Source organism: Amycolatopsis sp. CA-161197 (assembly GCF_050942255.1).
Classification (GTDB): domain Bacteria; phylum Actinomycetota; class Actinomycetes; order Mycobacteriales; family Pseudonocardiaceae; genus Amycolatopsis.
Genome location: NZ_CP192059.1, coordinates 1,577,754 through 1,600,065, shown reverse-complemented (window position 1 = coordinate 1,600,065; position 22,312 = coordinate 1,577,754). Strand labels below are relative to the sequence as shown.

23 protein-coding genes and 1 pseudogene are annotated in these 22,312 nt (G+C 71.4%); 12 read left to right on the top strand and 12 right to left on the bottom strand.

The features are described 5' to 3' along the window. Positions 1-14: 14 nt before the first annotated feature. Complete coding sequence (locus tag ACQPXB_RS07865; protein WP_366578922.1) at positions 15-965, bottom strand: ring-cleaving dioxygenase; 951 nt, start codon at positions 963-965, stop codon at positions 15-17. Beyond that, on the bottom strand, positions 946-2,298 hold the full coding sequence (locus ACQPXB_RS07860; protein ID WP_432850445.1) for an amidase: 1,353 nt from the start codon (positions 2,296-2,298) through the stop codon (positions 946-948). The genes ACQPXB_RS07865 and ACQPXB_RS07860 overlap by 20 nt, the downstream gene beginning before the upstream one ends. 123 nt (positions 2,299-2,421) lie before the next feature. Between ACQPXB_RS07860 and ACQPXB_RS07855 the strand changes: the two genes are divergently transcribed. Next, the gene (locus tag ACQPXB_RS07855; protein ID WP_432850443.1) at positions 2,422-3,363 is read left to right on the top strand and encodes a D-2-hydroxyacid dehydrogenase family protein; all 942 of its coding nucleotides are present in this window, start codon (positions 2,422-2,424) and stop codon (positions 3,361-3,363) included. A gap of 152 nt (positions 3,364-3,515) precedes the next feature. Next, positions 3,516-4,670: a TetR/AcrR family transcriptional regulator gene (locus ACQPXB_RS07850; protein ID WP_432850441.1), complete on the top strand. Its 1,155-nt coding sequence runs from the start codon at positions 3,516-3,518 to the stop codon at positions 4,668-4,670. Here the strand turns inward: ACQPXB_RS07850 and ACQPXB_RS07845 are convergent. Beyond that, positions 4,631-5,175: pseudogene (locus tag ACQPXB_RS07845) on the bottom strand (DUF6518 family protein). The gene ACQPXB_RS07850 and the pseudogene ACQPXB_RS07845 overlap by 40 nt on opposite strands. 37 nt (positions 5,176-5,212) lie before the next feature. Continuing rightward, on the bottom strand, positions 5,213-5,578 hold the full coding sequence (locus ACQPXB_RS07840) for a glyoxalase (protein ID WP_366578913.1): 366 nt from the start codon (positions 5,576-5,578) through the stop codon (positions 5,213-5,215). Between the two features lie 106 nt (positions 5,579-5,684). Here ACQPXB_RS07840 and ACQPXB_RS07835 point away from each other — a divergent pair, with 106 nt between their 5' ends. Next, positions 5,685-6,689 carry a YdcF family protein gene (locus tag ACQPXB_RS07835; protein ID WP_432850439.1) on the top strand — a complete coding sequence of 335 codons (1,005 nt, stop codon included), beginning with the start codon at positions 5,685-5,687 and terminating at the stop codon, positions 6,687-6,689. A gap of 21 nt (positions 6,690-6,710) precedes the next feature. Here ACQPXB_RS07835 and ACQPXB_RS07830 read toward each other — a convergent pair whose 3' ends face one another. Both ACQPXB_RS07830 and ACQPXB_RS07825 read right to left on the bottom strand, forming a co-directional pair. After that, on the bottom strand, positions 6,711-7,337 hold the full coding sequence (locus ACQPXB_RS07830; RefSeq protein ID WP_432850437.1) for a CoA transferase subunit B: 627 nt from the start codon (positions 7,335-7,337) through the stop codon (positions 6,711-6,713). After that, complete coding sequence (locus tag ACQPXB_RS07825; RefSeq protein WP_432856488.1) at positions 7,334-8,044, bottom strand: CoA transferase subunit A; 711 nt, start codon at positions 8,042-8,044, stop codon at positions 7,334-7,336. Before ACQPXB_RS07825 ends, ACQPXB_RS07830 begins: the two co-directional genes overlap by 4 nt. Before the next feature lie 142 nt (positions 8,045-8,186). Between ACQPXB_RS07825 and ACQPXB_RS07820 the strand changes: the two genes are divergently transcribed. Next, entirely contained in the window at positions 8,187-8,945 is a 759-nt protein-coding gene (locus tag ACQPXB_RS07820; protein WP_432850435.1) for an IclR family transcriptional regulator, read from the top strand. Between the two features lie 11 nt (positions 8,946-8,956). Here the strand turns inward: ACQPXB_RS07820 and ACQPXB_RS07815 are convergent, their stop codons facing one another. From ACQPXB_RS07815 to ACQPXB_RS07805, 3 genes are all read right to left on the bottom strand, one after another. Further along, positions 8,957-9,940: a hypothetical protein gene (locus tag ACQPXB_RS07815; protein WP_366578907.1), complete on the bottom strand. Its 984-nt coding sequence runs from the start codon at positions 9,938-9,940 to the stop codon at positions 8,957-8,959. Between the two features lie 627 nt (positions 9,941-10,567). Beyond that, positions 10,568-11,056: a hypothetical protein gene (locus ACQPXB_RS07810; protein ID WP_366578905.1), complete on the bottom strand. Its 489-nt coding sequence runs from the start codon at positions 11,054-11,056 to the stop codon at positions 10,568-10,570. Then, positions 11,053-12,504, bottom strand: coding sequence for an aromatic amino acid ammonia-lyase (locus ACQPXB_RS07805; protein ID WP_432850432.1), 1,452 nt, complete (start codon positions 12,502-12,504; stop codon positions 11,053-11,055). Before ACQPXB_RS07805 ends, ACQPXB_RS07810 begins: the two co-directional genes overlap by 4 nt. A gap of 86 nt (positions 12,505-12,590) precedes the next feature. Between ACQPXB_RS07805 and ACQPXB_RS07800 the strand changes: the two genes are divergently transcribed. Together ACQPXB_RS07800 and ACQPXB_RS07795 are read left to right on the top strand one after the other, a co-directional pair. Then, a complete protein-coding gene (locus ACQPXB_RS07800; RefSeq protein WP_432850430.1) occupies positions 12,591-13,415 on the top strand; it encodes a MurR/RpiR family transcriptional regulator in 825 nt (274 codons plus the stop codon). Then, on the top strand, positions 13,381-14,718 hold the full coding sequence (locus ACQPXB_RS07795; RefSeq protein WP_432850428.1) for an MFS transporter: 1,338 nt from the start codon (positions 13,381-13,383) through the stop codon (positions 14,716-14,718). The genes ACQPXB_RS07800 and ACQPXB_RS07795 overlap by 35 nt, the downstream gene beginning before the upstream one ends. A gap of 1 nt (position 14,719) precedes the next feature. On the opposite strand, the gene wrbA is transcribed toward ACQPXB_RS07795, so the two are convergent. Further along, entirely contained in the window at positions 14,720-15,370 is a 651-nt protein-coding gene (gene wrbA / locus ACQPXB_RS07790; RefSeq protein WP_432850426.1) for an NAD(P)H:quinone oxidoreductase, read from the bottom strand. A gap of 173 nt (positions 15,371-15,543) precedes the next feature. Here wrbA and ACQPXB_RS07785 point away from each other — a divergent pair, with 173 nt between their 5' ends. Then, on the top strand, positions 15,544-15,999 hold the full coding sequence (locus tag ACQPXB_RS07785; RefSeq protein WP_366578896.1) for a DUF7144 family membrane protein: 456 nt from the start codon (positions 15,544-15,546) through the stop codon (positions 15,997-15,999). Here ACQPXB_RS07785 and ACQPXB_RS07780 read toward each other — a convergent pair. Then, positions 15,991-16,464: a nuclear transport factor 2 family protein gene (locus ACQPXB_RS07780; protein ID WP_366578895.1), complete on the bottom strand. Its 474-nt coding sequence runs from the start codon at positions 16,462-16,464 to the stop codon at positions 15,991-15,993. The two genes, ACQPXB_RS07785 and ACQPXB_RS07780, sit on opposite strands and share 9 nt — an antisense overlap. Before the next feature lie 64 nt (positions 16,465-16,528). Between ACQPXB_RS07780 and ACQPXB_RS07775 the strand changes: the two genes are divergently transcribed. Then, positions 16,529-17,386, top strand: a complete 858-nt coding sequence (locus ACQPXB_RS07775) for a sigma-70 family RNA polymerase sigma factor (protein ID WP_366579350.1) — start codon at positions 16,529-16,531, stop codon at positions 17,384-17,386. 26 nt (positions 17,387-17,412) lie between these two features. Here the strand turns inward: ACQPXB_RS07775 and ACQPXB_RS07770 are convergent, their stop codons facing one another. Then, positions 17,413-18,720 carry a Bcr/CflA family multidrug efflux MFS transporter gene (locus tag ACQPXB_RS07770; protein ID WP_366578893.1) on the bottom strand — a complete coding sequence of 436 codons (1,308 nt, stop codon included), beginning with the start codon at positions 18,718-18,720 and terminating at the stop codon, positions 17,413-17,415. 575 nt (positions 18,721-19,295) lie between these two features. Here ACQPXB_RS07770 and ACQPXB_RS07765 point away from each other — a divergent pair. The 4 genes from ACQPXB_RS07765 to ACQPXB_RS07750 all read left to right on the top strand — a co-directional run bounded on the left by ACQPXB_RS07765 (position 19,296) and on the right by ACQPXB_RS07750 (position 22,226). Beyond that, positions 19,296-19,733 (top strand): VOC family protein, encoded by a 438-nt coding sequence (locus ACQPXB_RS07765; protein ID WP_432850423.1) that lies wholly within the window; start codon positions 19,296-19,298, stop codon positions 19,731-19,733. Positions 19,734-19,847: 114 nt separating this feature from the next. Then, a complete protein-coding gene (locus tag ACQPXB_RS07760; protein WP_432850421.1) occupies positions 19,848-20,900 on the top strand; it encodes a zinc-binding dehydrogenase in 1,053 nt (350 codons plus the stop codon). 34 nt (positions 20,901-20,934) lie between these two features. Then, positions 20,935-21,423: a VOC family protein gene (locus tag ACQPXB_RS07755; protein WP_432850419.1), complete on the top strand. Its 489-nt coding sequence runs from the start codon at positions 20,935-20,937 to the stop codon at positions 21,421-21,423. Positions 21,424-21,437: 14 nt separating this feature from the next. Then, the gene (locus ACQPXB_RS07750; protein ID WP_432850417.1) at positions 21,438-22,226 is read left to right on the top strand and encodes a MerR family transcriptional regulator; all 789 of its coding nucleotides are present in this window, start codon (positions 21,438-21,440) and stop codon (positions 22,224-22,226) included. Positions 22,227-22,312: the final 86 nt, after the last annotated feature.

Here is a 22,312-nt window from a genome sequence, read left to right as displayed (position 1 = left end):
GGCCCCGGCGTCCGTCAGATGTCGATCGGTTCGAGCCGGCCGAGGATCTCGTCGCGGCGGGACTCGAACTGCTCGGGCAGCTGGAAGCGCTTACCCAGCTCCTGCGGTGACTCATCGCAGTCCCAGCCGCCCTCGTTGTGCGTCACGGCGAGCTCGAACAGCGCGCCGCCCGGGGACCGGACGTAGATGGACTTGAAGTACTTGCGGTCCCGCAGCTCCGACAGGTCGGTGTAGCCGGCGCCCTCGATCTCGAACTTCAGCTCGTCCTGGTTCTTGAGGTTGTCGGCGTTCCACGCGAAGTGGTGGATGGTGCCGGCGCCGTAGATCCACGTGCCCGGGCCGTCGGTGCGGTTGACCACGAGCTCGACCGCGCCGCCGAGGCCGGATCGGCCCGCCTCCAGCGCGAACCGGTCGCCTTCGCTGAGGCCTTCGCGCGCGCCGAGGTGGTTGGCGGCGAACTCGACGGCGGTGTCCGGCCCGGTCACGTGCACGCCGACGCCGTAAATGCCGTGGATCGCGTACTCCTGCGGCACCCCGCCGCCGGTGAAGCCGCGCCGTGGGTCGTTTTCGACCTCCACGAGCTGATACTCGATGCCGCACGGGTGGCGGAACAACACGCGTCGACGGTCGAACACGGTGGCGTCGTGCACGTCGGCCGCGCGGTCCTTGAGCCGGTCGGCCCAGTAGTTCAGCGAGCCAGACGGGACGGCGAGCAGCACCTCACGCGCCTGGTTCGTGCCGCGGCGGCCGTTGATCCCGGCCTGGCCGAACGGGAACGTGGTGAGCACCGCGCTCGGGTCGCCGTCGGCGTTGCTGTAGTAGAGGTGGTAGATCGGAATCTTGCCGTCGAACAGCACGGTCCGCTTGATCAGGCGGAGGCCGAGGACGTTCACGTGGAAATCGACGTCCTCCTGCGCTCCGGCCACCGACATCGTGATGTGGTGGCTACCGTTGAGGTACGACATTCGGGCTCTCCTTTTCTGTGGTGTTCACGAGTTCCGGCCACCGGTCCTGCACGGGCCCGGTCAGCCGTTGCACGAGTTCGCCCGTGTCCAGCAGCAGTTCTTCCCGCCACGGCGCGGCGGTGAGCTGGACGCCGACGGGCAGTCCGGCGGGGTCGAAACCGCCGCGGACGACGAGGGAGGGCAGTCCGGCGAGGCTCTGCGCGGCGATGCCCGGGAGGATGATCGCGCGGAGGTCGGCCGGAATGGCGTCGATCGGCGGCGGCGCGATCGGGACGGCGGGCGAGAGGACGACGTCGACGCGGGAGAGCAGCTCGGCCCACGTCGAGCGGACGTACGCGCGGCCTTCCTGCGCATCGAGGTAGTCGGCGGGGTCGGCGGCGTCGGCCAGTTCGAGTCTCTCGCGGACGTCGGCGCCGTACTCGCTCGCCCGGTCCGGCCAGAGGCCGTCACACCGGTGGCCGCGGCGGCCTTCGGCGAGGATCGTCGTGCCCAGCAACGGGTTCGCGGCGGGGAGCGCACCGGCGTCGAGCTCGACGACGGGCAAGCCGGCGTTCGCCAGCAGATCCGCGATGGTCGTGCAGACGCGCGCGGATTGGGTAGTGGGGTCGTCCAGCAGCAGTCCGACGCGCACCGTCGTGGTGTTCGGCGGCGACGCCGGGCCCAGGACCGTCCACAGCAGACGGAGGTCCTCGACCGTCCGCGCCATCGGGCCCACCACGTCGGCCGAGGGCGCGAGCGGCCGGACGCCGGTGACGGGAACCGCGCCGAACGTCGGCCGCAGACCCGTCAGCCCGCAGAACGCCGAGGGCAGCCGGACGGACCCCGCGGTGTCGGTGCCGAGGGCGAGCGGCGCGTACCCGGCCGCGAGCGCCGCCGCCGAACCGCCGCTCGAACCACCCGGCGTGCGCGAGGGGTCCCACGGGTTCCGGGTCGGGCCGAAGTGCGGGTTGTCGGTCGTGACGCCCCACGCGAACTCGTGCGTGGCCGTCTTGCCGAGCACGATGGCACCGGCGCGGCGAAGGACGGCCACCGCCTCGGCGTCGGCCGCCGGCACGTGGTCGGCGAACATCGCTGATCCGTACGTGGTGCGCAGGCCTTCGGTGTCGATCAGGTCCTTGACGAGCACGGGGACGCCTTCGAGCGGCCGCGCGGTGCCGCTCGACCACCGCCGCTGCGCTTCCCCGGCTTGGTGTGCTGCGGCGTCGAAGTTCGCCGTGGTCAGGGCGTTCAGGGTCGGTTCCTGCTCGGCCGTGCGGCGGGCGAGGGTTTCGACCACCTCGACCGGCGACAGGTGACCGGCGCGGAAGGCGGCCAGCAGAGCGGTCGCGGACAAGGGCGGAGGAGGCGCTCCACCCGGTGTGAGGGGACTCATCCCGTCGGGCATGTACTGCACCGTACAGTCGATCTAGGCTCAGCGCTACGCCCCAGTGCACCGAACTCGATGAAGGAGAGCCCGATGAAGATCGCGATCCTCGACGACTACCAGCAGGTCGCGTTGACCTTCGCGGACTGGGACTCCCTCGGCGCCGAGGTGCGGGTCTTCACCCGGCCGTTCACCGGACCGGAGGACGTGGTGCAGAGCCTGGCCGGCTTCGACGTCGTGGTCGCGATGCGCGAGCGGACGCGGTTCCCCGCCGAGGTACTGGACGGCCTGCCGGACCTGAAACTGCTGGTCAGCACCGGTCAGCGCAACGCCGCCATCGACCTCGCGGCAGCCCGGCGGAGCGGCGTGGTCGTGTCCGGCACCGGCTACGACGGGCGCTCGACGGTGGAGCTGACCTGGGCGTTGATCCTCGCCGCCGCACGCAACCTCCCCGCCGAGTTCCGCTCGGCGCGCGAGGGCGGCTGGCAGGTCAGCGTCGGCACCACGCTGCAGGGAAAGACGCTCGGCGTGCTCGGGCTCGGCGACGTCGGGTCGGCCGTGGCGCGCATCGGCCAGGCGTTCGGCATGAAGATCCTCGCGTGGAGCCGCAGCCTCACGCCGGAGCGCGCCACGGCCCACGGCGCCACCGCCGTGAGCAGGGAAGAGCTGCTCGAACAGGCCGACGTGCTGTCGATCCACGTGGTGCTCTCGAAGCAGACGCGCGGCCTGATCGGCGCCGGAGAACTGGCCCGGATGAAGCCGTCCGCACTGCTGGTGAACACCTCGCGCGGCCCGATCGTCGACGAGGCGGCGCTGCTCGACGCGCTGCGCCGCAAGGTGATCGCGGCCGCCGCGCTCGACGTGTTCGACCTCGAGCCGCTGCCCGCCGACCACGCGCTGCGGGGCCTCGACAACGCGATCCTCACGCCGCACATCGGGTACGTCGCGAAGGAGCTGTACACGACGTTCTACCGCGACGCCGTGGAGGACATCGCCGCGTTCCAGGCGGGTTCGCCGATCCGCGTGATGGACTGATCCGACGGCCGTCCGGGCCCGGCTCGTCGAGCATCGCGGGTTCCGGTCGGACGACCTGCTCCTCGTGCCGGATTTCGCGGATCACCTGCGTATAGTGAATGCGGAACCCAGCCAGGACCGGCGGGTATAGTCAACGATTTGGACTAACAGCGATGTCTCAGGTAGTGCGGTCGCGCAACTACGACCTCGGCAAGCGCGCCGACGACGTGCTGGCGACCCGCACGCGCATCATCGAGGCCGCGATGCAGCTGCACGGCACCGTGGGCCCGGCCCGCACCACGATCTCCGCCGTGGCCGAGCTCGCCGGCGTCCGGCGCAACACGCTGTACCGCCACTTCCCCACCGAAGACGAGCTCTTCGCCGCGTTCTCGGAGCACTTCTGGTCGCTGCACCCGCTGCCCGACCCCGCGCGGTGGCGGCAGGTCGAAGAACCGCAGTGCCGGTTCGAAGAAGCCCTCAGCGCCGTGTACGCGTACTACGGCGAGAGCTCCGACCTCCTCGCGAACCTGACCCGCGACGCCGAGTTCATGCCGGTCGTCGAGCGTTCGCTGGAGGAGTACCGGGCGCTGCTCGAGAGCATCGCGCACATCGCGGGCGAAGATCAGCCGGCCCGCGCGACGGCGCGGCACGCGCTGGAGTTCGGCACCTGGCGCTCGCTCGTGGAACGCGGCGGGCTGAGTGACGACGTCGCGGTGGAGCTGATGTCCGCCCTCGCGTTCGGCACCGCCGGGCGCCGCGTCACCGTGGTCGAACCGGCGCCGCAGCAGGGCAAGCGCGACGCCGTGGTGCGCGCGGCCTTCGCCGCCTTCGCCGAGCACGGCTTCCGAGTGAGCCTCGACGAGATCGCCGAGCGCGCCGGCGTGTCGAAAGTGACCATCTACAGCCATTTCACGAGCAAGGAAGCCCTCTTCCGCACGGTCATCACCGAGCAGCTCGACGAGGCCGTCGCGGCGGCCCGCAAGCTCTCATCGGGCGACTTCGACCTGCGCGAGCTGTGCGAAGCGTGCGTCGACGTGCTCACCTCACCCGCGATGGCCAACCTGCACTCCGTGCTGGAAGCCGAGGCCAAGCGCTTCCCCGACGACACCGCCGCCTGGCTCGGCCGCGTGCCCGCCGAGCTGCGCCGCGTCCTCGACACCGCGGTGCGCGCGCTGCCGGGGATCCACATCCCCGATCCGGCCGCAGCGGTGAGTCAGCTGTACGCGCTGTGCGTCCAGCCCGGCTCGCCGGACGCGATCGAGTCGGGGGTGGCGATGTTCCTGAAGTTCTACGAAACGCCACCGAGCGCCGCACCCAGCAAGGCATAACCACCGGCGCCGATTGCCACGAGCGGCAGGGTCGCCGCCGCGGGCCGCCAGGACCGGCGGCTCAGGACGGCAAGCAGGACCGCCGCCACGACCAGCATCGTCACGCCGTCGCCGGGCGAGCCGAGAACCACAAGCCGGTAAAGCCCGTCGACCGCGAAGAGCGCGACCAGCAGCGCGAGGCCGACGGCGCCGGGCACGCTGTCCGGCCGGTGCCGCCACCACGCCGCGCCGAGGCCGAACACGATCCCGCGAGCACCGCGCCGACGGCCCACACACCGGCGGTGACCAGCGCGCCGGCGGAGTAGAGGCCGTTCACGGCTTGGGCCACGCCGTACCAGACCACCAGCGCCAGCAGCAGCGAGCCGACCGCCGCCGCGACGACACGCCACGACGGCCGCCCGCCGGCGCAGCCGACGAGAAACGCGAGCGCGGACCAGGTGGCGATCGAGTTGGTCGTCCAGCCGAACGGCGTCAGCTGCGTCAAGTACGTGCCGGCGCCCAGCACCACGCCGCCGCCCACGGCAACGGTTTTCTGCACCGCGTCAGCCTTCCAGGAACTCCAGGCGGTTGCCCACCGCGTCGAACGTGTAGAAGCGGCGCTGCCCGGGAATCTCCGTCGGGTCCGCCCAGGCCACTCGGTGGCCGGCGGCGGTCAGTGCCCGCGCGGTGGCGTCCACGTCGGTCACGAAGGCCGGGTGGGCCTTGACCGCGGGGCGGAAGTCCCGCTCGACGCCGACGTGGAGCTCGCCGGCCGGGCCGCCCACGCCGGGCACGCGGAACCAGCACCCGCCGCGCTGGGCGAGCAGCGGGGGTTTCGGCAGCTCGGGCCAGCCGAGCACCCCGGTGTAGAAGGCGCGCTGCGCGTCCTCCGCTCCGGCCGGGCAGGCCACTTGGACATGGTGGATCACGATTTGAGGTTACCCTCGCCGGAGGTGAGCCAGGGCCGGCGCGGTTCACTCGAACGGGAACCCGCACAGCCCGCCCACCCGGCCATGATCGCCTTATCTTCTGAGCGTGGCCTACCTGCTCACGTCGATCCCGTTCTTCGCCGGCTTCGCGATCAGCTTCCGCTTCGAGCGGCGGCGGTTGCTGAACGGCGTGCTGTTGCTGGCGGGACTGCTGTTCGTCGCGGTCGGCGTGGTCTTCGCGTTGCTGGACATCCCCGCGGTGCACGACGTGGTCGACGGTGACGTGCTGGCGATCGCGTTCTTCCTCGTGATCGCGGTGCTGCTACCCGCGTTCCTGGTGCTCAACGGCCTGCAGATGGTGCGCCGCGAGGGGCGGCGGCTGGGGAACCTGCTGTCGCTGCTCGCGGGGCTGGCGATGTTCGCCTTCGCGCCGGCGTTGCTGGTGCTGGGGAAGAACGCGGTGCCGCGCGCGGTGGAGGTGGTGATCATCAGTGTGTCCATTGTGCTCGGTTACCTCAGCCTGGCGTTCGCCGCGTTCGTGGTGTGTTCCGTGGGCTACGGCCTGCTGCGGCCGCCGAAGGGCGCGGACTTCATCGTGGTGCACGGGTCGCGGTTGATCCGGGGCAAGGTGCCGCCGCTGCTGGCCAGCCGGCTCGACCGCGGGCGGGCGTTGTACGACGCGGGTGTCGCGCAAGGGGCGGCGCCCACGCTCGTCACGTCCGGCGGTCAGGGTCCCGACGAGCCGCGGCCGGAAGCCGAGGCGATGGCCGATTACCTGGTGGCCCAAGGCATTCCGCGCGAGGAGATCGTGCTGGAGGACCGCTCCACGACCACGCGCGAGAACCTGCTCTACAGCCGCGAGCTGATGACCGAGCGCAACCCCGGCTACCGCTGCCTGCTCATCACCAACAACTTCCACGCCTTCCGCACCGCGATGCTGGCGCGCCGCCTCGACGTCAACGGCCAGGTCGTCGGCTCCCACACCGCCTGGTACTACGTGCCCAGCGCGACGATCCGCGAGTTCATCGGCATCCTGCGCGACTACCGGATCCTCAACGGCGTGGCGATCGTGCTCCTCGCGGCGGCGTACCCGGTGTCGCTGGCCTTCTGAGCCGCCGCCGGCCCCGGACCCTCACGTCACCGGGGCACCGGTCCGGGCCCGGACGCCGGCCGCGTCCTCCCCCGGCGCCACTTCCACCAGGCGCAGGCCGTCCGGGGTGACGTCGAGGACGGCGAGGTCGGTGATGATGCGGTCGACCACGCCGGCACCGGTCAGCGGGAGGGTGCAGCGCGACACCAGCTTCGGCTCGCCGTCCTTCGTGACGTGGTCGGTCAGCACCACCACGCGTTTCGTGCCGGCGACCAGGTCCATCGCGCCGCCCATGCCCTTCACCAGCGTGCCGGGCACGCTCCAGTTGGCGAGGTCCCCGTTGGCGGCGACCTGCAACGCGCCCAGCAGCGCCAGGTCGATGTGGCCGCCGCGGATCATGGCGAACGAGGTGGCCGAGTCGAAGAAGCTCGCGCCCCGGGCGACGGTGACGGTCTGTTTGCCGGCGTTGATGAGGTCGGCGTCCTCCTCGCCCTCGACGGGGAACGGGCCCAGGCCGAGGATGCCGTTTTCGCTCTGCAGCGTGACGTGGACGCCGTCGGGCACGTGGTTGGCGACCAGTGTCGGAATGCCGATGCCGAGGTTCACGTAGTCGCCGTCGCGCAGTTCGCGGGCGGCGATGGCGGCCATTTCGTCGCGGGTCCAGCTCATGCGTGCGCCACCTCCTGGGGGCGGACGGTGCGTTTCTCGATGGCTTTTTCCCGTTTCCTTGCGAGGACGAGCCGTTGGACGAACACACCCGGGGTCATCACGTGTTCCGGCTCGACGAAGCCGTCCAGCAGGATCTCGGCTTCGGTGAGGCAGACGCGTCCGCAGGCCGCGACGAGCGGGTTGAAGTTGCGCGCGGCCAGGCGGTAGGTGAGGTTGCCGGCGCGATCGGCCGTGTGGGCGTGGACCAGCGACACGTCGGCGACGATGCCGCGTTCGAGCACGTAGGTGCGGCCGTCGAACTCGGCGTGGGGCTTGCCTTCGGCCACCGGGGTGCCGACGCCGGTCGGCGTGTAGAACGCGGGGATGCCCGAACCGCCGGCACGCAGGCGTTCGGCGAGAGTGCCCTGCGGGACGAGCTCCACGTCGAGCTCGCCGTCGAGGAACTGGCGGGCGAAGAGCTTGTTCTCGCCGACGTAGGAAGCGACCACTTTGGACACCTGGTGGTTCTCGAGCAGGAGCCCGAGGCCCTGGCCGTCGACGCCCATGTTGTTCGACACCACGGTCAGGTCGCGCACGCCGGAGTCGCGCACGGCCTCGATGAGGTCCGTGGGGTTGCCGCTCAGGCCGAACCCGCCCACGGCGAGGGTGGCGCCGTCGGTGAGCAGGCCCGCGAGTGCTTCGGCGGCGCTGGGGTGGATCGTCGGCAAGGTGTTCCTCCCGTCCACTGAATGATCGGACGGGGTCACTCAAGGGCACGCCAACGGGCCTGGTCAACGGTGTCGCTGCGGTCGCTCGGTCGGCGGTCACCAGTCGATGGCGGCGTTCACTCAGTGAACGTAAGCTGCGGGCATGACCAGCGCCCCGGACCACCTCGTCGGCCGCGCGGCCGCCGTGCTGCGTGCGCTGTCCCACGGCCAGGGCGCCACGACCACCGAGGTCGCCCGCGCCGCCGGACTGGCTCGCCCGACCGCGCACCGCCTGCTCACCGCGTTGGGCGACGAAGGGTTCGTGGACCGTGACCAGCGCACCGGCCAGTGGCACCTGGGCCCGGAGCTGTACCTGCTCGGTGAGGTCGCCGCCCAGCGCTACGACGTGACCGAACACGCCCGCGCGAGCGTCCACCGGCTGGCCGAGGCCACCGGCGAGAGCGCGTTCTTCTCCGCTCGCCGCGGCGACGAAACCGTGTGCCTGCTGCGCGAGGACGGCAGCTTCCCGATCCGCTCCTTCGTCCTGTACGAGGGCGCGCGCTTCCCGCTCGGCGTGGTCTCGGCGGGGCTCGTCGTGCTGTCCTTCCTGCCCGACCGTGACATCGACGAGTACCTCGGCCGCGTCGACCTGACGCAGATGTGGGGCGCGGCGCACAGTGCCGGTGAGCTCCGCGCCCGCATCGCGCGCACCCGTGAGACGGGCTACTCGCTCAACCCGGGCCTGGTCGTCGAAGGCAGCTGGGGCCTGGCGGCCGCGGTGTTCGGCCGCTCGGGCGCCCCGGCGTGGGCGCTTTCGCTGACGGGTGTCGAGTTCCGCTTCCCGCCGGACCGGCTCACCGAGCTGGGCGCGCTGCTGCTGCGCGAAGCCCATGCGCTGACGCGGAAACTCGCTTCGACGTAGGCGGGCGGCACTCAGTTCTTGCGCGCGAGGGGCCAGCGGCGGCCGATCGCGACGTGCAGGATCACGGACACGCCGAGGGCGTTGAGGGTGACGTGGCCGACCCAGCCGATCGGCGTGCCGCGGTTCCAGTGCAGTCCTTCGGCCAGCGCCAGCAGGGCCACGTGCAGCACCGCAGCCAGGGCCAGCGTCAGCAGGAGGGACACGGTTCGTTCGAGCCACGCGGGCCAGCGCGCGGGCAGGGCGTCTTCGAAGAGCATGCCGACCACGAGCCCCGCGGCCACGAAGTCGCCGGCGAGCGCGGACAGCGTCGGAACGGGCAGCTCCCGCAGCACCACGTAGGTGAGGATGCCGGCGCCGATCGTCGCGACGTTCGCGCAGACGAACCGCACCCACTGCTTGCGCAGGTAGTGGAACGGCCAGCCGCGCCACATCACGAACAGCAGCACCTGCCACACGCCGATGAACGTGAGCACCGCGCCGAACACACCGGGATCGATCAGGCCGGGGCCGCCGCCGCGGAACGGGGTTCCGCCGAGCAGCAGCACGTACAGCAGGATCGCAACCGCCCACGACAGCACCACCGCGCAGATCCCGCCGGGGATCGGCTTGAGCCACAGCCGCAGCGGCCAGTGCTCGCTCACCAGCGTCAGCTCCAGCATCACCACGAACGCCGCGCCCGCCAGCGGCAACGTCACGGGGAACGTGCTCAGCTCGAGCCTTTCGGGCGTCGGATCGAAGATCGCCGCGAACGACAGGTGCCCCACCACGGCCTCACCGAAGAACGTGAGCACGATCCCGCCCACCGCGATGAGCGCCAGGTCCGCCCAGCCCGCCCAGTCCGGCCCGAGCCGCGTGCCCGGCCAGTCCTCCCACCAGAACGCGATCATCGACACCACCGGCAACGCGAACGTCACGATCGGCGCCAGCACCAGCAACGACGACTCCGCGCCCCCGGCCCCCACGGCGATCAGCACCGCCACCACGACCACCGGCACGAGGCCCGCCAGACCGAGCCCGGGCTGCCGCGCCCAGCGCGACGTGCCGGGCCCGGTCGGGTCGTCCCGGCGGTGACGTTCGCGCCGGCTGATCGCGGGGTGAGGTGTGGGTGCAGCGGCGCCCGTGGTCTGCTCGGCTTGCTCTGTCCGACGGGTGCTGTCGGTGCTGTCGGCTCGACCGGATCGGCCGGGTTGGCCGGGTTGGACTTGGCCCGGTTGGCCGGGTTGCCCTTGGTCGGGCTGACCGGGCTGACCGGATTGGCCTCGGGCGGCGCCTTCCGCTCTGCCACTCACCGCGAGCCGCACTCTCCGCCGGTCACGAGCGCGCCCGCCTGACGCCTGCGCCGCAGTCCCATGCTCGTCCTCCGCCGTACCGCTCTTGTCGCCGACGTTCCGGTCCCCCGGAACACCGCACCGCGCACCCGACGAGGCCGTCCACGTGACTCGGGTGCGGCCAGGCTAATCAGCGCCCGAGGTCATCTCAAGAACGCCACCACCCGTGATGACGTTCGGGCACCCCACCATCCCCACCCGACGGTCGGAAAATCCTTTTCGGACACTGGCCCTGCCGGATCCCCGAGAACGATCAGGTTTTTCACGTCACGCTTGGCCGGGCCGCCCGCGGACTCAGGAACCGGCTCGGCGGACAACGCGCAGTCGCCGCGCCGCCGCACTCCGGATGCGCCGGGTGGCGCCGCTCGTACTCAGGGCTTCGAGGGTCTGCTCGGCGTTGATCGTGGTGGCCGCCCGCAGTTGCAGCCAATTCGTCCAGCGTCGTACGTCGAACTCCGGGCCGTCGCCCGCGGCCATCGTCTCAAGGACAACGAGCTCGCGCGCCCGAGTGGCCGCGTACTCGCGGCTGCGCCCCTCGGGGAGAGCCGCCACGAAATCCGCACGTCGAGCGTCCGGCAGAACCTCCAGCGCCCGCACGACCACTGCGGCGGCGATCGGCAGGTCCGGCTCGTCTGCGATCAGGTCCAGGACCGCCGGCCACTCCTCGGCCCGCCCGATCGCCTCGGCGTACACGGCCCACCGGGCGTGCCCGTCGTCGAGGTCACGGGGGTCGGCGCCGAGCCTCCCTGCGAGCGCCGCCAGCCGTACGTCGAAAGTCGTCACAGCACCGCGAGCCGATCCAGCAACCGTTCCGCCAAGCTGATCTCCGCGCTCAGCGGGTGGTCCTCCGCGAGGTACGGCAGGGTGCCCTCCGCGAGGCGGAAGGCTTCGCGCAGCGGGGTGTCCGGCAGGGCGACCCCGGAGAGGCGCAGGGCGCGCACGGCGGCGAGGAGTTCGCAGGCCAGCACGGTGCGGTAGGCGGCGGTCGCGGCGACCGTGCTGCGGACGGCGTGCGTGGAGAAGCTCGCGTGGTCCTCCAGGCCGCGGGAGATGACCGCGGTGCCGAGCGTCACGGGGGACGAGGCGTGGCGCAGGGTGCCCAGGGCGTCGTGGGCGACGTATTCCAAGATCATGATTCCGGAGCTGCCGGCGGGGCCCTGGGCGAGAAAAGGGGGCAGGCCGCTCAGATCGGGCTCCACCAGGTCGCCGAGGCGGGCCGTGGAGAGTTCGGCGACGTGGTGCAGCGCGGCGCGCAGGTGGTCGAAGGCCAGGGCGACGTGGGCCGTCGAGAACTGGCCGTGGTGGTAGGCCTGCTGGGTCTCCACGTCGATCAGCGGGTTCTCGGCCGCGGCGTTGATGTCGATGTCCAGGACCCGCTCCACGGAGGCCGCCGCGTCGAGGGCGGGGCCCTGGACCTGGGGGAAGGCGCGCAGGCCGAACGGGTCCTGCAGGCGGCGGCCCTCCACGACCTCGTCGCCTTCGAGGAGCAGCCGGCGGAGTTCGGCGGCGCAGAACACGGCGCCGGGGTGGGGGCGGGCGGCGTGGACGCGCGCCGAGTAGGCCTCGGCGGAGCCGCCGAGCGCGCAGAAGGTCAACGCCGTCACCACGTGGGACGCGGACAGCAGCCGGCGCAGGTCGTGCCAGGCCAGGACGGCTTCGGCGAGGGTGGCGGCGTTGCTGGAGATGAACGCGAGCGCGTCGCCGGGGCTGATCGGCAGCGGGTCGAGGTCGCCGGCGGCCCAGGGCAGTTCGCCGGCCAGTGTCAACGCGACCTCGGCCAACGCGGTCAGGTCGCCGGTGCCGATGGCGCCGCGCGAGTGCACCAACGGCAGCGCCCCGACCCGTAGCGCGGTCTCCAGCGCCCGCAGCAGCCGCGGGTGCACGCCGCTGCCGCCGGCCGCCAGCTGGTTGAGCCGGATCGCCATCACGGCGCGCACGACCTCGTCCGCCAGCGGCTCGCCGGTGCCGCCGGCGTGGCTGCGCAGCAGGCGCAATCCGTGGTGGTCGGCGAACTCCGGGTCGACGACCGTGTGCCGGTTCGCGCCGACGCCGGTCGTGCGGCCGTACACCGCGCGTTTGGCCCCCAGCTCCACCGCCAGCTCGTAGCTCGCCGCGGCGCCGGTCACGGCGTCGGGTGCCAGCTCCGTCCACGCGCTGCGACGAGCCACACGGACCACGTCGGCACAGCGGAGGCCGGATCCGCTGATCTCGATGCGGCTGGAGTCGGTCATCGCCACCCCTCTTGACAAGTTTTCATTCATTCCTAGGGTGACATGAAACTATTCATTCTCGAACAACGCAAGGACGGGAGGCCCGGTTGTCCCGGTCGCTGCACGAGCTGCTCACCGCCCACCGGCTGACCCCGGCGCAGCGGCGCATCGCCAGCTACCTCACCGACCACGCGGCCGAGGCGGCGGCGCTGACCAGCGGCGAGCTCGCCGAGTACGCGCAGGTCAGCCAGCCGTCGGTCACGCGATTCGTCGCGCTGCTCGGCTTCGACGGCTACGCCGGGTTCCGCCGCTACCTGCGTGAAGCGGCGGCCGAACCCGAGCCGGAGTGCGGTGGCAACAAGTTCCAGGCCGCCATCGACGCCGACCTGCGCAACCTCACCGCCCTGCGCGCGCAGCTGGCCGACGACACCCGCCTCAGAACGATCGCCGCGGAGCTCATGGACTCCGTCCCGCTCGTCGTCGCCGGCTACCGCGTCTCGGCCGCGCAAGCCGCGTCGTTCGCCTACCTCGCCACCAAGATCCACCCGGACGTCCGCCTGCTCACGGACCCCGGCAGCGTCTTCGGCGACGCCCTGCGCCACGCCCACCGGTGCGGCGCCCGGACGCTCGTCCTCGTCGCGCTCCCCCGCTACCCCCGGGAGAGCGCCGCGGCCCTCGATCAGGCTCGTGCACTCGGCCTGCGCACCCTCCTGATCACGGACCGGCCCGTCTCGGCGCTCACCCCGCTCGCCGACGACGTGCTGCACGCCGGCGTCGCCTCCGAGTTCGTGTTCGACTCCCACGCCGCGGTCGCCTCCCTGACCGTGGCGCTGGTCGAGGCGATGGCCGACGCGGCCGGCGCCCTGGCCCGGCAACGACTGGAAGGTTTCGAAGACTATGCCGCAGAGCAAGACCTCTTCCTCCCCGAGTGAGGCAGGGGCAACGGCGTTCGACGACGTCCCGCTCAACCGCTTCCACCTCCGCATCACCGCGCTGACCTTCTGCGCCAACTACTCCGACGGCTACGAGCTCGGCATCATCAGCATCGCCCTGCCGTTGATCGCGTCGCAGCTCGGGTTCGGAACGGTGTGGGAGGGCCTGCTCGGCGCGTCGGCGCTGATCGGGATCTTCCTCGGCAGCATCGTCGTCGGCTGGGCGGCGGACAAGATCGGCCGCCAGCGTCTGTACACAGTGGACTTCCTGCTGATCGCCGTCGCGTCGGCCGCCGAGTTCTTCGTGACCAGCCCGACGCAGCTGTTCGTCCTGAGACTGCTGATCGGCATCGGGATCGGCGCCGACTACGCACTCGGGCCGACCCTCGTGGCGGAGTTCGTGCCCCGCAAGTACCGCGGTGGGCTGCTGGCTTCGCTCACCGTGTTGTGGACCGTCGGTTACGTCGCCGCGTTCTTCCTCGGCAACTACGTCGTGAGCCTCGGCGGCGAGTCGTGGCGCTGGCTGCTCGCGTCGAGCTCCATCCCCGCGATCGCCGTGGTGCTGCTGCGCATCGGCGTTCCGGAGTCGCCACGGTGGCTGCTGTCGCAGGGCCGCGTCGACCAGGCCCGGGCGGTCGTGCGGCGGCTGCGCGGCGACGTCGAGGCGTTCGAGGACCTCGTGCGCAACCACGTCTCGGCGCGGCGCGTGCGCTACCGCGAGCTGTTCGGCAAGAAGTACTGGCGCAACACGGCGTTCGGCACGATCTTCTACAACGCCCAGGTGGTGCCGTACTTCGCCATCTACACGTTCCTGCCGCTGGTGCTGCTGAAGATGGGCGTCGGCGAGGAGGACACGACCAGCGACGGCCTGCTGAACCTGTTCCTGCTCGCCGGCAGCCTCGGCGGCCTCTGGCTGGTGGCGAAGATGTCGCGGCGCGGCCTCACGATCTGGTCGTTCGTGGTCCTCATCGCCACCATGGCGCCGATGGCGATCTGGCCCGACGCGCCGACCGCGTTGCTCTTCCCGCTGTTCCTGGTGTTCACATTCACCATGTCGGCCGCCGTGAACCTCGACCAGGTCTACCCGCCGGAGCTGTTCCCCACCGACCTGCGCAGCTCCGGCGTCGGCCTGCTCAACGGCCTCAGCCGCGTCGGCTCGGCCATCGGCACCTTCCTGCTGCCCCTGGCCCTCGACGGCATCGGCTTCTCCCCCACCATGCTGATCCTCACGCTGGTGCTGGTCGGTGGCCTGGTCGTCTCCCTGCTGTGGGCGCCGGAGACGAAGAACTCGACGATGGACTGATTCAACGCGCAGCCCCGGCCGCGAGCCGGGGCTGCGCGAGGCCGGTTTTCAGGGCCGCGGCCATGGTCGCCACGCGGTGGCCCTGCGCGCGGGCCGCGGCCAGCGCCGGCTCGTCGACGGCGATCGAGCCGTCCTCACCCGTGATGTGGCTTGCGCCGTAAGGGTTTCCACCCGAGTCGTCGACGTGGCCCTTGAAGCCGGGCGGCACCAGCACGCCGCCGAAGTGGTAAACGGAGTTATACAGCGCAAGCAGCGTCGTCTCCTGCCCGCCGTGCGCGGAGGCGCTCGAGGTGAACCCGCTGTAGACCTTGTCCACGAGCAGGTCGCGCGCCCACAGCCCGGTCATCGTGTCGAAGAACTGCTTGAGCTGGCTCGCGATGTTGCCGAACCGCGCGGGCGTGCCGAACACGATCCCGTCGGCCCAGAGCAGATCTTCGTGCGTGGCAACGGGAACGTGGCCGGTCGCGGCCAGGTGCTCGCGCCAGCCCCGGTTGCGGGCGATCGCGCTCGCCGGCGCGATCTCCGCGACGCGCCGCAGCCGCACCTGGGCCCCGGCCGCCACCGCGCCTTCGCGCACGGCCTCGGCCAGTGTGAACACGGTTCCGGTCGCGGAGTAGTAGACGACGGCGATCCGGCAGCACCCTTCGGACATGACCCGCTCCCCTCGCTCTTCCGGCTCACAAGACAGTATCATTCAATACGGTCTCACTTGAAACATTGACCGAAACTCACCAACGTGACGCCCACCTCATCCCGCACGGGCGAGGACTCCCGCACGCGCCCGGTCCACCGTGGGGCGACGGGAAACCGACGAGAGGCACGGCTATGTCTGACTACATCCGGATGCAGGGAGCGGACCCGCGGGCGATGGACTCGACGAGGCCGGGCTTCGCCGAACCGACTGCGGCGAACGGCTGGACCGTGTTCGCGGCGACGATCGCGATGCTCGCCGGTTTCTTCAACATCATCATCGGGCTCGTGGCGCTGTTCAAGAACAACTACTACGTCACCGCGCCCGGTGGCTACCTCGTGCTGAACCTCACCGGCTGGGGCTGGCTGCACCTCATCGTCGGCGTGCTCGCGGCCGCCGCCGGCGCCGCGCTGTTCAGCGGCGCCGGCTGGGCCAAGGTCGTCGTGGTGATCCTGGCCGGGTTCAACGCGCTGGCGATGCTCGCGTTCATCTCGGCCGCCCCGGCGTGGGGGCTGATCGTGATCACGCTCGACGTGCTGGTGATCTGGGCCGTGATCGCCCACTCCGTGCAGACCGAAAGTTCACTCTGAGAGCTTGACGGACAAGACCTCACCCAGCGCGGGTGAGGCCTTGCCCGTGAGCGGGGTGCTGTCGACGTAGTGCATCTCGTACACGCGCTCGGTGAACTTCCAGCCGTCGGCCGTGCGCCGGTAGCGGTCGTGGTACACGGACTGGTTGAGGTGCGAGCTGCCGTCGCGCAGCCGCCCGAACTCCACGATGTAGGCGCGTCCGGTGGCGGTGTCGCCGTCGAGGCGGATCGAGCCCGGGTGCACGGTCTGCAGGAAGTACTCCCACAGGTCCCGGGCCCGTTCGATGCCCCGGCGGATCTCGGCGCGGCTCGCCAGCTCGATGCCGCCTTCGGGGATGCGCAGCACGCCGTCTTCGGTGAACAGCGAGGCGAGGCGGTCGTAGTCGTGCGTCATCCCGGCGTCGGTGAACTCCGCGCACAGCGCGCCGAGCTCGACGCGGTCGGCGATGGCCTGGAAGTCGGTCATGGTTCTCCTGTCACATCCTTCGTCCGTGGTCCGTCAACGTTCTGACGGACCACGACGGAGGAACCTGACAGTGGACGCGATTCTGGTGGACCAGTTCGAAGCGCACCGCGACCACCTGCGCGGGGTCGCCTACCGGATGCTCGGCTCGGTGACCGAGGCCGAGGACGCCGTGCAGGAGGCCTGGCTGCGCCTTTCGCGCGCCGACCCGGACGGCGTGGTGAACCTCGGCGGGTGGCTGACCACAGTCGTCAGCCGCGTGTGCCTCGACGTGCTGCGCTCGCGCAAGTCCCGCCGCGAGGAGCCGCTGGAGACGCACGTGCCGGACACGATCGTCGCGGCGGCGGACCCAGATCCCGCGGAACAGGCCGTGCTCGCCGATTCCGTCGGGCTCGCGCTGCTCGTGGTGCTGGAGACACTGTCGCCGGCCGAGCGGCTGGCGTTCGTGCTGCACGACCTGTTCGGCGTGCCCTTCGCGGAGATCGCGCCGATCGTCGGCCGCACTCCCGCCACCGCGGCGCAGCTGGCCAGCCGCGCGCGCCGCCGTGTCCGCGGTGCGGCACTGCCGGACGCCGACGTCGCCGCCCAGCGCGAGGTGATCGACGCTTTCCTCGCCGCCTCGCGCTCGGGCGACTTCGACGCCCTGCTGGCGGTGCTCGACCCGGACGTCGTGCTCCGCGCCGACGCCGGCGTGGCCGGTGGTTCGCGGCTCGTTCGCGGCGCCGCCGCGGTGGCCGGCCAGGCCGTGCTGTTCGAACAGCTCGGCGCCGAAAGCCGGCCCGTGCTCGTCAACGGCGCGGCCGGCATCGTGGCCCTCCTGGACGGCAAGCCGATGTCGGTGTTCTGCCCGACGGTGCGCGCCGGCCGGATCGTCGAGATCAACATCCTCGCCGACCCGGAACGGCTCGCCCAGCTGAACCTGTGACGCTGAACCTGTGCCGCAGCGGCCGGTCAGACCGCGTCGGCGCAGGCCACCGCCTTGGGCGCGGGCTCCGGCTCGGCCACCGGCTCGTCGCCGGCCGGCTCGCCCGGCACCGCGAGCTGCCACGGGCGGGCGACAACCCACAGCACCACGCCCGCCAGCAGGATGCCGCTGAACATCACGATCGCCATGGCGGCCGCGTTGTTGCCGATCAGGCCCACGACCGGCGACACGGCCGCGCCGATGCCGAACTGCACGGCACCCAGGAGCGAAGCCGCGGTGCCGGCGTTGTCACCGTGGGAGTTGAGGGCGACCGCGGGCGCGTTGGGCAGGATCAGGCCGGCGAAGAACAGCACCGCCCACACCGGCACCGCGACGCCGAACATCCCGCCGAAGCCGGTGAGCGCCGTGAGCAGCAGGACCGCCGCGGCCACGACGGCCGCCACGCTCGCGACGAGCAGCACCTGGGCCGGCTCGTAGCGGTTCATCAGCCGCGCGTTGACCTGCGTCGCCGCGATCAGCCAGATCGCGCTGGCGCCGAAGAGCAGGCCGAACTGCTGCTGGTTGAGACCGAACTCCTGCTGGAACACGAACGAGCCGCCGCTGATGAACGCGAACAGCCCGGCCATCGCGAGGCCGGCCACGATCACCAGGCCGATGAACGAGCGGTCGGTGAGCAGCCCACGGTAGGAGCGGACCGTCGCCTTGAACTCCCACGGCTGGCGGCGCGCCTTCGGCAGCGTCTCCGGCAGGGCCAGCGCCGCGGCGATCGCGCTCGCGAGCCCGATCACGGCGAGCACCACGAACACGCCGCGCCACTCGGTCCAGCTCAGCAGGGCGCTGCCGAGCGTCGGGGCGAGCACCGGGGACACGCCCATCACGAGGATCAGGCGCGACAGCAGCTTCGCGGCGTTGCGGTCGGTGTAGAGGTCGCGCACCACAGCCAGCGCCAGCACCGCGCCCGCGGAGGCGCCGAGGCCCTGCAGGATGCGCGCGCCGGTCAGCAGCTCGACGTTCGGCGCCACCAGGCACAGCAGCGAGGCGGCGACGTGGATCAGACTGCCGGTGATGAGCGGGATCCGCCGGCCGAACGCGTCGGACAGCGGCCCGACCAGCAGCTGCCCGAGCGCCAGCCCGAGGACGGTGCCGGTCAGCGTCAGCTGGATGGTGGACTCGGACGTGAGCAGGTCCTGCGCGATGGTGGGCAGCGCAGGCAGGTACATGTCGATGGACAGCGGGCCGAGTGCCACGAGGACACCCAGGATCAGCACCAGCTTGAGCTGTCCGCCCCCAGCGGACACTCGCGCGCCGGGTGCGGCTTCCAGCCTGTTCGTCACAGCATCTCCCTCAGTCGGTAGCCACCTCACTCCTACGACGAACGGGGCTCGCCTATTCCGACATCCTGCCCACATCACACCGCGCCTTTTTGCGCGTGACACCTCGTGGTTGTGCCGCTACGACAAGGCAATCCGGAATTCACGTGCCGGAAACGTCCACAGTAGACAGTTCGTATACGACAGATCGCTCACGAGGGGAGCCTCTGTCATGGTCGTGGCGTACGGCTGCGGCCGCCCCGCGCAGCTCGTGCTCAACCGGGCGCTCGGGCGCGACCTGGTCCACTCGGCCCAGACGGTTTTCACCGGTTCCGCGGGGATCGGGCAGCCCAGCGAGCGGACCGCATCGTCGGCGAACACGCAGCGAACGCGCCGGATGCAGCAGGTCAGCGGCGCGTCCGCGGCACTTCCAGGACCGGCGGCGAGGCCGAAACAGACGACGAACGACGCGGCCTCCAGGCCGGGAACGGTACCGAACGCGTCGGAACGGACACTTCCGGCACGACCGAGGTGGACCTAGCGTGCGAAGCAGGCACCGTCGCCGAGGGGGCGGCGGGCCGATCCGGAAGGCGGCCACCATGCCGATCCTCAGCGCCCTGGGCGGCGTCCACCACCTGCGGCTCACCGTGACCGACCTCGACCGCTCGCGCGCCTTCTACACCGAGGTGCTCGGCTTCGGCGTGGCGGCCGAGTCGCCGGGCAGCCCGGACGACCCGGCCATCCGGGCGGACCGCGAGGCGCTCTACGGCGGAGTCGTGCTCGCCAACGAGAACCTCGTCCTCGGCCTGCGTCCCGTGGCCGACAAGGCCGACCGGTTCGAGTCCGAACGCGTCGGGCTCGACCACCTGAGCTTCCAGCTCGGCTCCATGGCCCGGCTGCGGGAAGCGCAGGAGCGCCTCGACGCCACGGAGGTCGTGCACGGCACGATCCGCGACCTGCCGGCGTTCGGCATCGCGATCCTGTCGGTCGACGACCCCCACGGCATCCACCTGGAGCTCACCGCCGCGCTCGAATAGTCCACTCAGGACGGTCCGGTGCACGGATGCCGGTACGGACGGTCAGCAGTCGTTGCTCCCGGCGACCCTTGATCATTAGGGTCGGCGCATAAGCCGACCCGAAGAGGAGTCCCCATGAGCGGCCTGCCGGCCACGATGCGAGCGGCGCGGTTCGACGCGGCGTCGAAGAAGCTGAGCGTGGAGACGGTGCCCGTGCCGGCCCCGGGACGCGGTGAGGTCGTGGTCAAGGTCGCGGCGTGCGGGATCTGCCACTCGGACCTCTCCCAGCTCGACGGGGCCTTCACCCCGCGGCAGCCGGTGATCACGCCCGGGCACGAAACGGCCGGCACGGTCGCGGCCGTCGGCGAAGGGGTGAGCTTCTGGTCGCCGGGTGACCGCGTGGTCGTGGCCGCGGGCCGGCCGTGCGGCACGTGCCGCGAATGCCGCCACGGCGGCGGGATCGACTCGTGCGAGAAGCTCCGGATCATGGCCTTCGACTACGACGGCGCCTGGGCCGAGTACCTGCTCACGCCCGCGACGACGCTGGTCGACGTGCCGGACCACGTGCCGCTGGAGCAGGCCGCGGTGCTGGCCGACGCGGTGTCGACCCCGTACGGCGCCGTCGACACGGCCGGGCTGCGCCCCGCGGAAGCCGTGGGCATCTGGGGGCTCGGCGGGCTGGGCACGCACCTGGTGCAGCTCGCGCGCATCTGCGGCGCGTCGCCGATCGTCGCGCTCGACCCGCTGCCGGCGGCCCGCGAACGCGCGCTCGGCCTCGGCGCCGACTTCGCGCTCGACCCGCTCGACGAGGCCACGCCGGACAAGCTCGCGGAGATCACCGCCGGCCACGGCCTCGACGTCGCGTTCGACTGCGTCGGCCGCGGCGCCAGCCTCACGCAGGCCGACCGCGCCCTCGGCCACCGCGGCCGGCTGGTGCTCGTGGGCATGTCCTCCGATCAGCTGGATCTGGGCGCCGAGCTGAACTTCGTGCGACGGCGCCACACCGTCGTCGGGCACCTCGGTTACCGCATGAAGCACCTGGCCGATCTCGTGGAACTTGTCGCCCGCGGGCGGCTGGACGTGTCGGGCTCCGTGAGCGCGATCCTGCCGCTGGAGGAAGCCGCCGAGGGCGTGCGGCGCCTGCGCGAGCACGAAGGCGACCCGATCCGGATCCTGCTTCGGCCTTGACCCTGACGTCGCAGGAGGGTCCAGCATCGAGGGCGTGACCGAATTCACCAGCCCCGTCCCGATGCCGGCCCTCGACGCGATCGTGCCGGAGCCCTACCGCGGCATCTACGGCATGCCCATGTTCCCGATGATCCCGACGGCCGACCTCGAGGAGTCGAAGGACTTCTGGTTGCGCGGCCTCGGGTTCATCGACCTGTTCTCCATTCCCGGCCGGATCACCCACCTGCGGCGGTGGGCGTTCCAGGACGTGCTGCTCGTGCCGGGTGAAGTCGGGCCCGCCTCCGCGTTGGCCATCAGCTTCTCGTGCGTCCTCTCCCAGATCGACGAGGTCGCCACGCGGTGCGAACAGCTGCGGCCGGGCTGCACGAGCGGTCCGGAGGAGAAGCCGTGGAACTCCGTCGAGCTGACGGTGCAGACACCCGAACGGGTGCGGATCGTGATGACCGCCGCCCGGCCGATCGACCCGGACAGCGTCCAGGCCGCCGAGCTGCGCGCCGTCGGAATCGACGTTCCTCGGGGATGAGCCACACTGGCCTGATGAGCGAAGGCCTCACCGTCGGCCGGACGGCGGCGCTCGTGGGGGTCAGCGTGAAGACGCTGCACCACTGGGACGCCATCGGCCTCGTGCGTCCGAGCGAGCGCACTCACGCGGGGTACCGGGTGTACTCGGGCGACGACATCGCCCGAGTGCACCGGGTCCTCGTGTACCGCGAGCTGGGGTTCCCGCTCGCCGAGATCGGCCGGCTCCTCGACGACCCGGCCGTCGACGCCCGCGAGCACCTGTGGCGCCAGCGCACCGAGCTCGTCGACCGGATTTCCCGCCTGGAGACGATGGTGTCGGCCGTCGACCGCATGCTGGCCGCCGCGAAGACCGGCATCCAGCTCACCCCGGAACAGCAGGTGGAGATCTTCGGCTCCGACTGGCGCCCGGAATGGGTCGGCGAAGCCGAAACCCGCTGGGGCGACAGTCCTCAATGGACCCAGTACGCCGAACGCGCCGCCGCGCTGAGCCCTGCCGACTGGCGGGAAGTCACGGCTCGCGTGGAAAAGCTGAACGCCGACCTGGCGACCGCGCACCGGTCCGGCGTCATCCCGGGCTCCGCCGAGGCCAACGCCTTGGCCGAACGCCACCGTGCGGCCATGACCACGTACTTCGACTGCCCCCACGCCCGCCACGTCTGCCTCGGCCGGCTGCTGGCGGAGGACGAGGGGTTCGCGGGCTATTACAGCGGGTTCTCACCGAACCTGGCGCAGTGGCTGCGCGAGGTGATCAACGCGAACGCCGCGGCCCACGGCGTCGACCCGGAAACCGCCACCTGGGACTGACGCGCTCGCCCGGCCAACCAGGAAGTGCCCGCCGGCGGCGCAGTGCGACCAGCCCCGCCGGCGAGCGTTCCCCCCGTGCGGCGGCG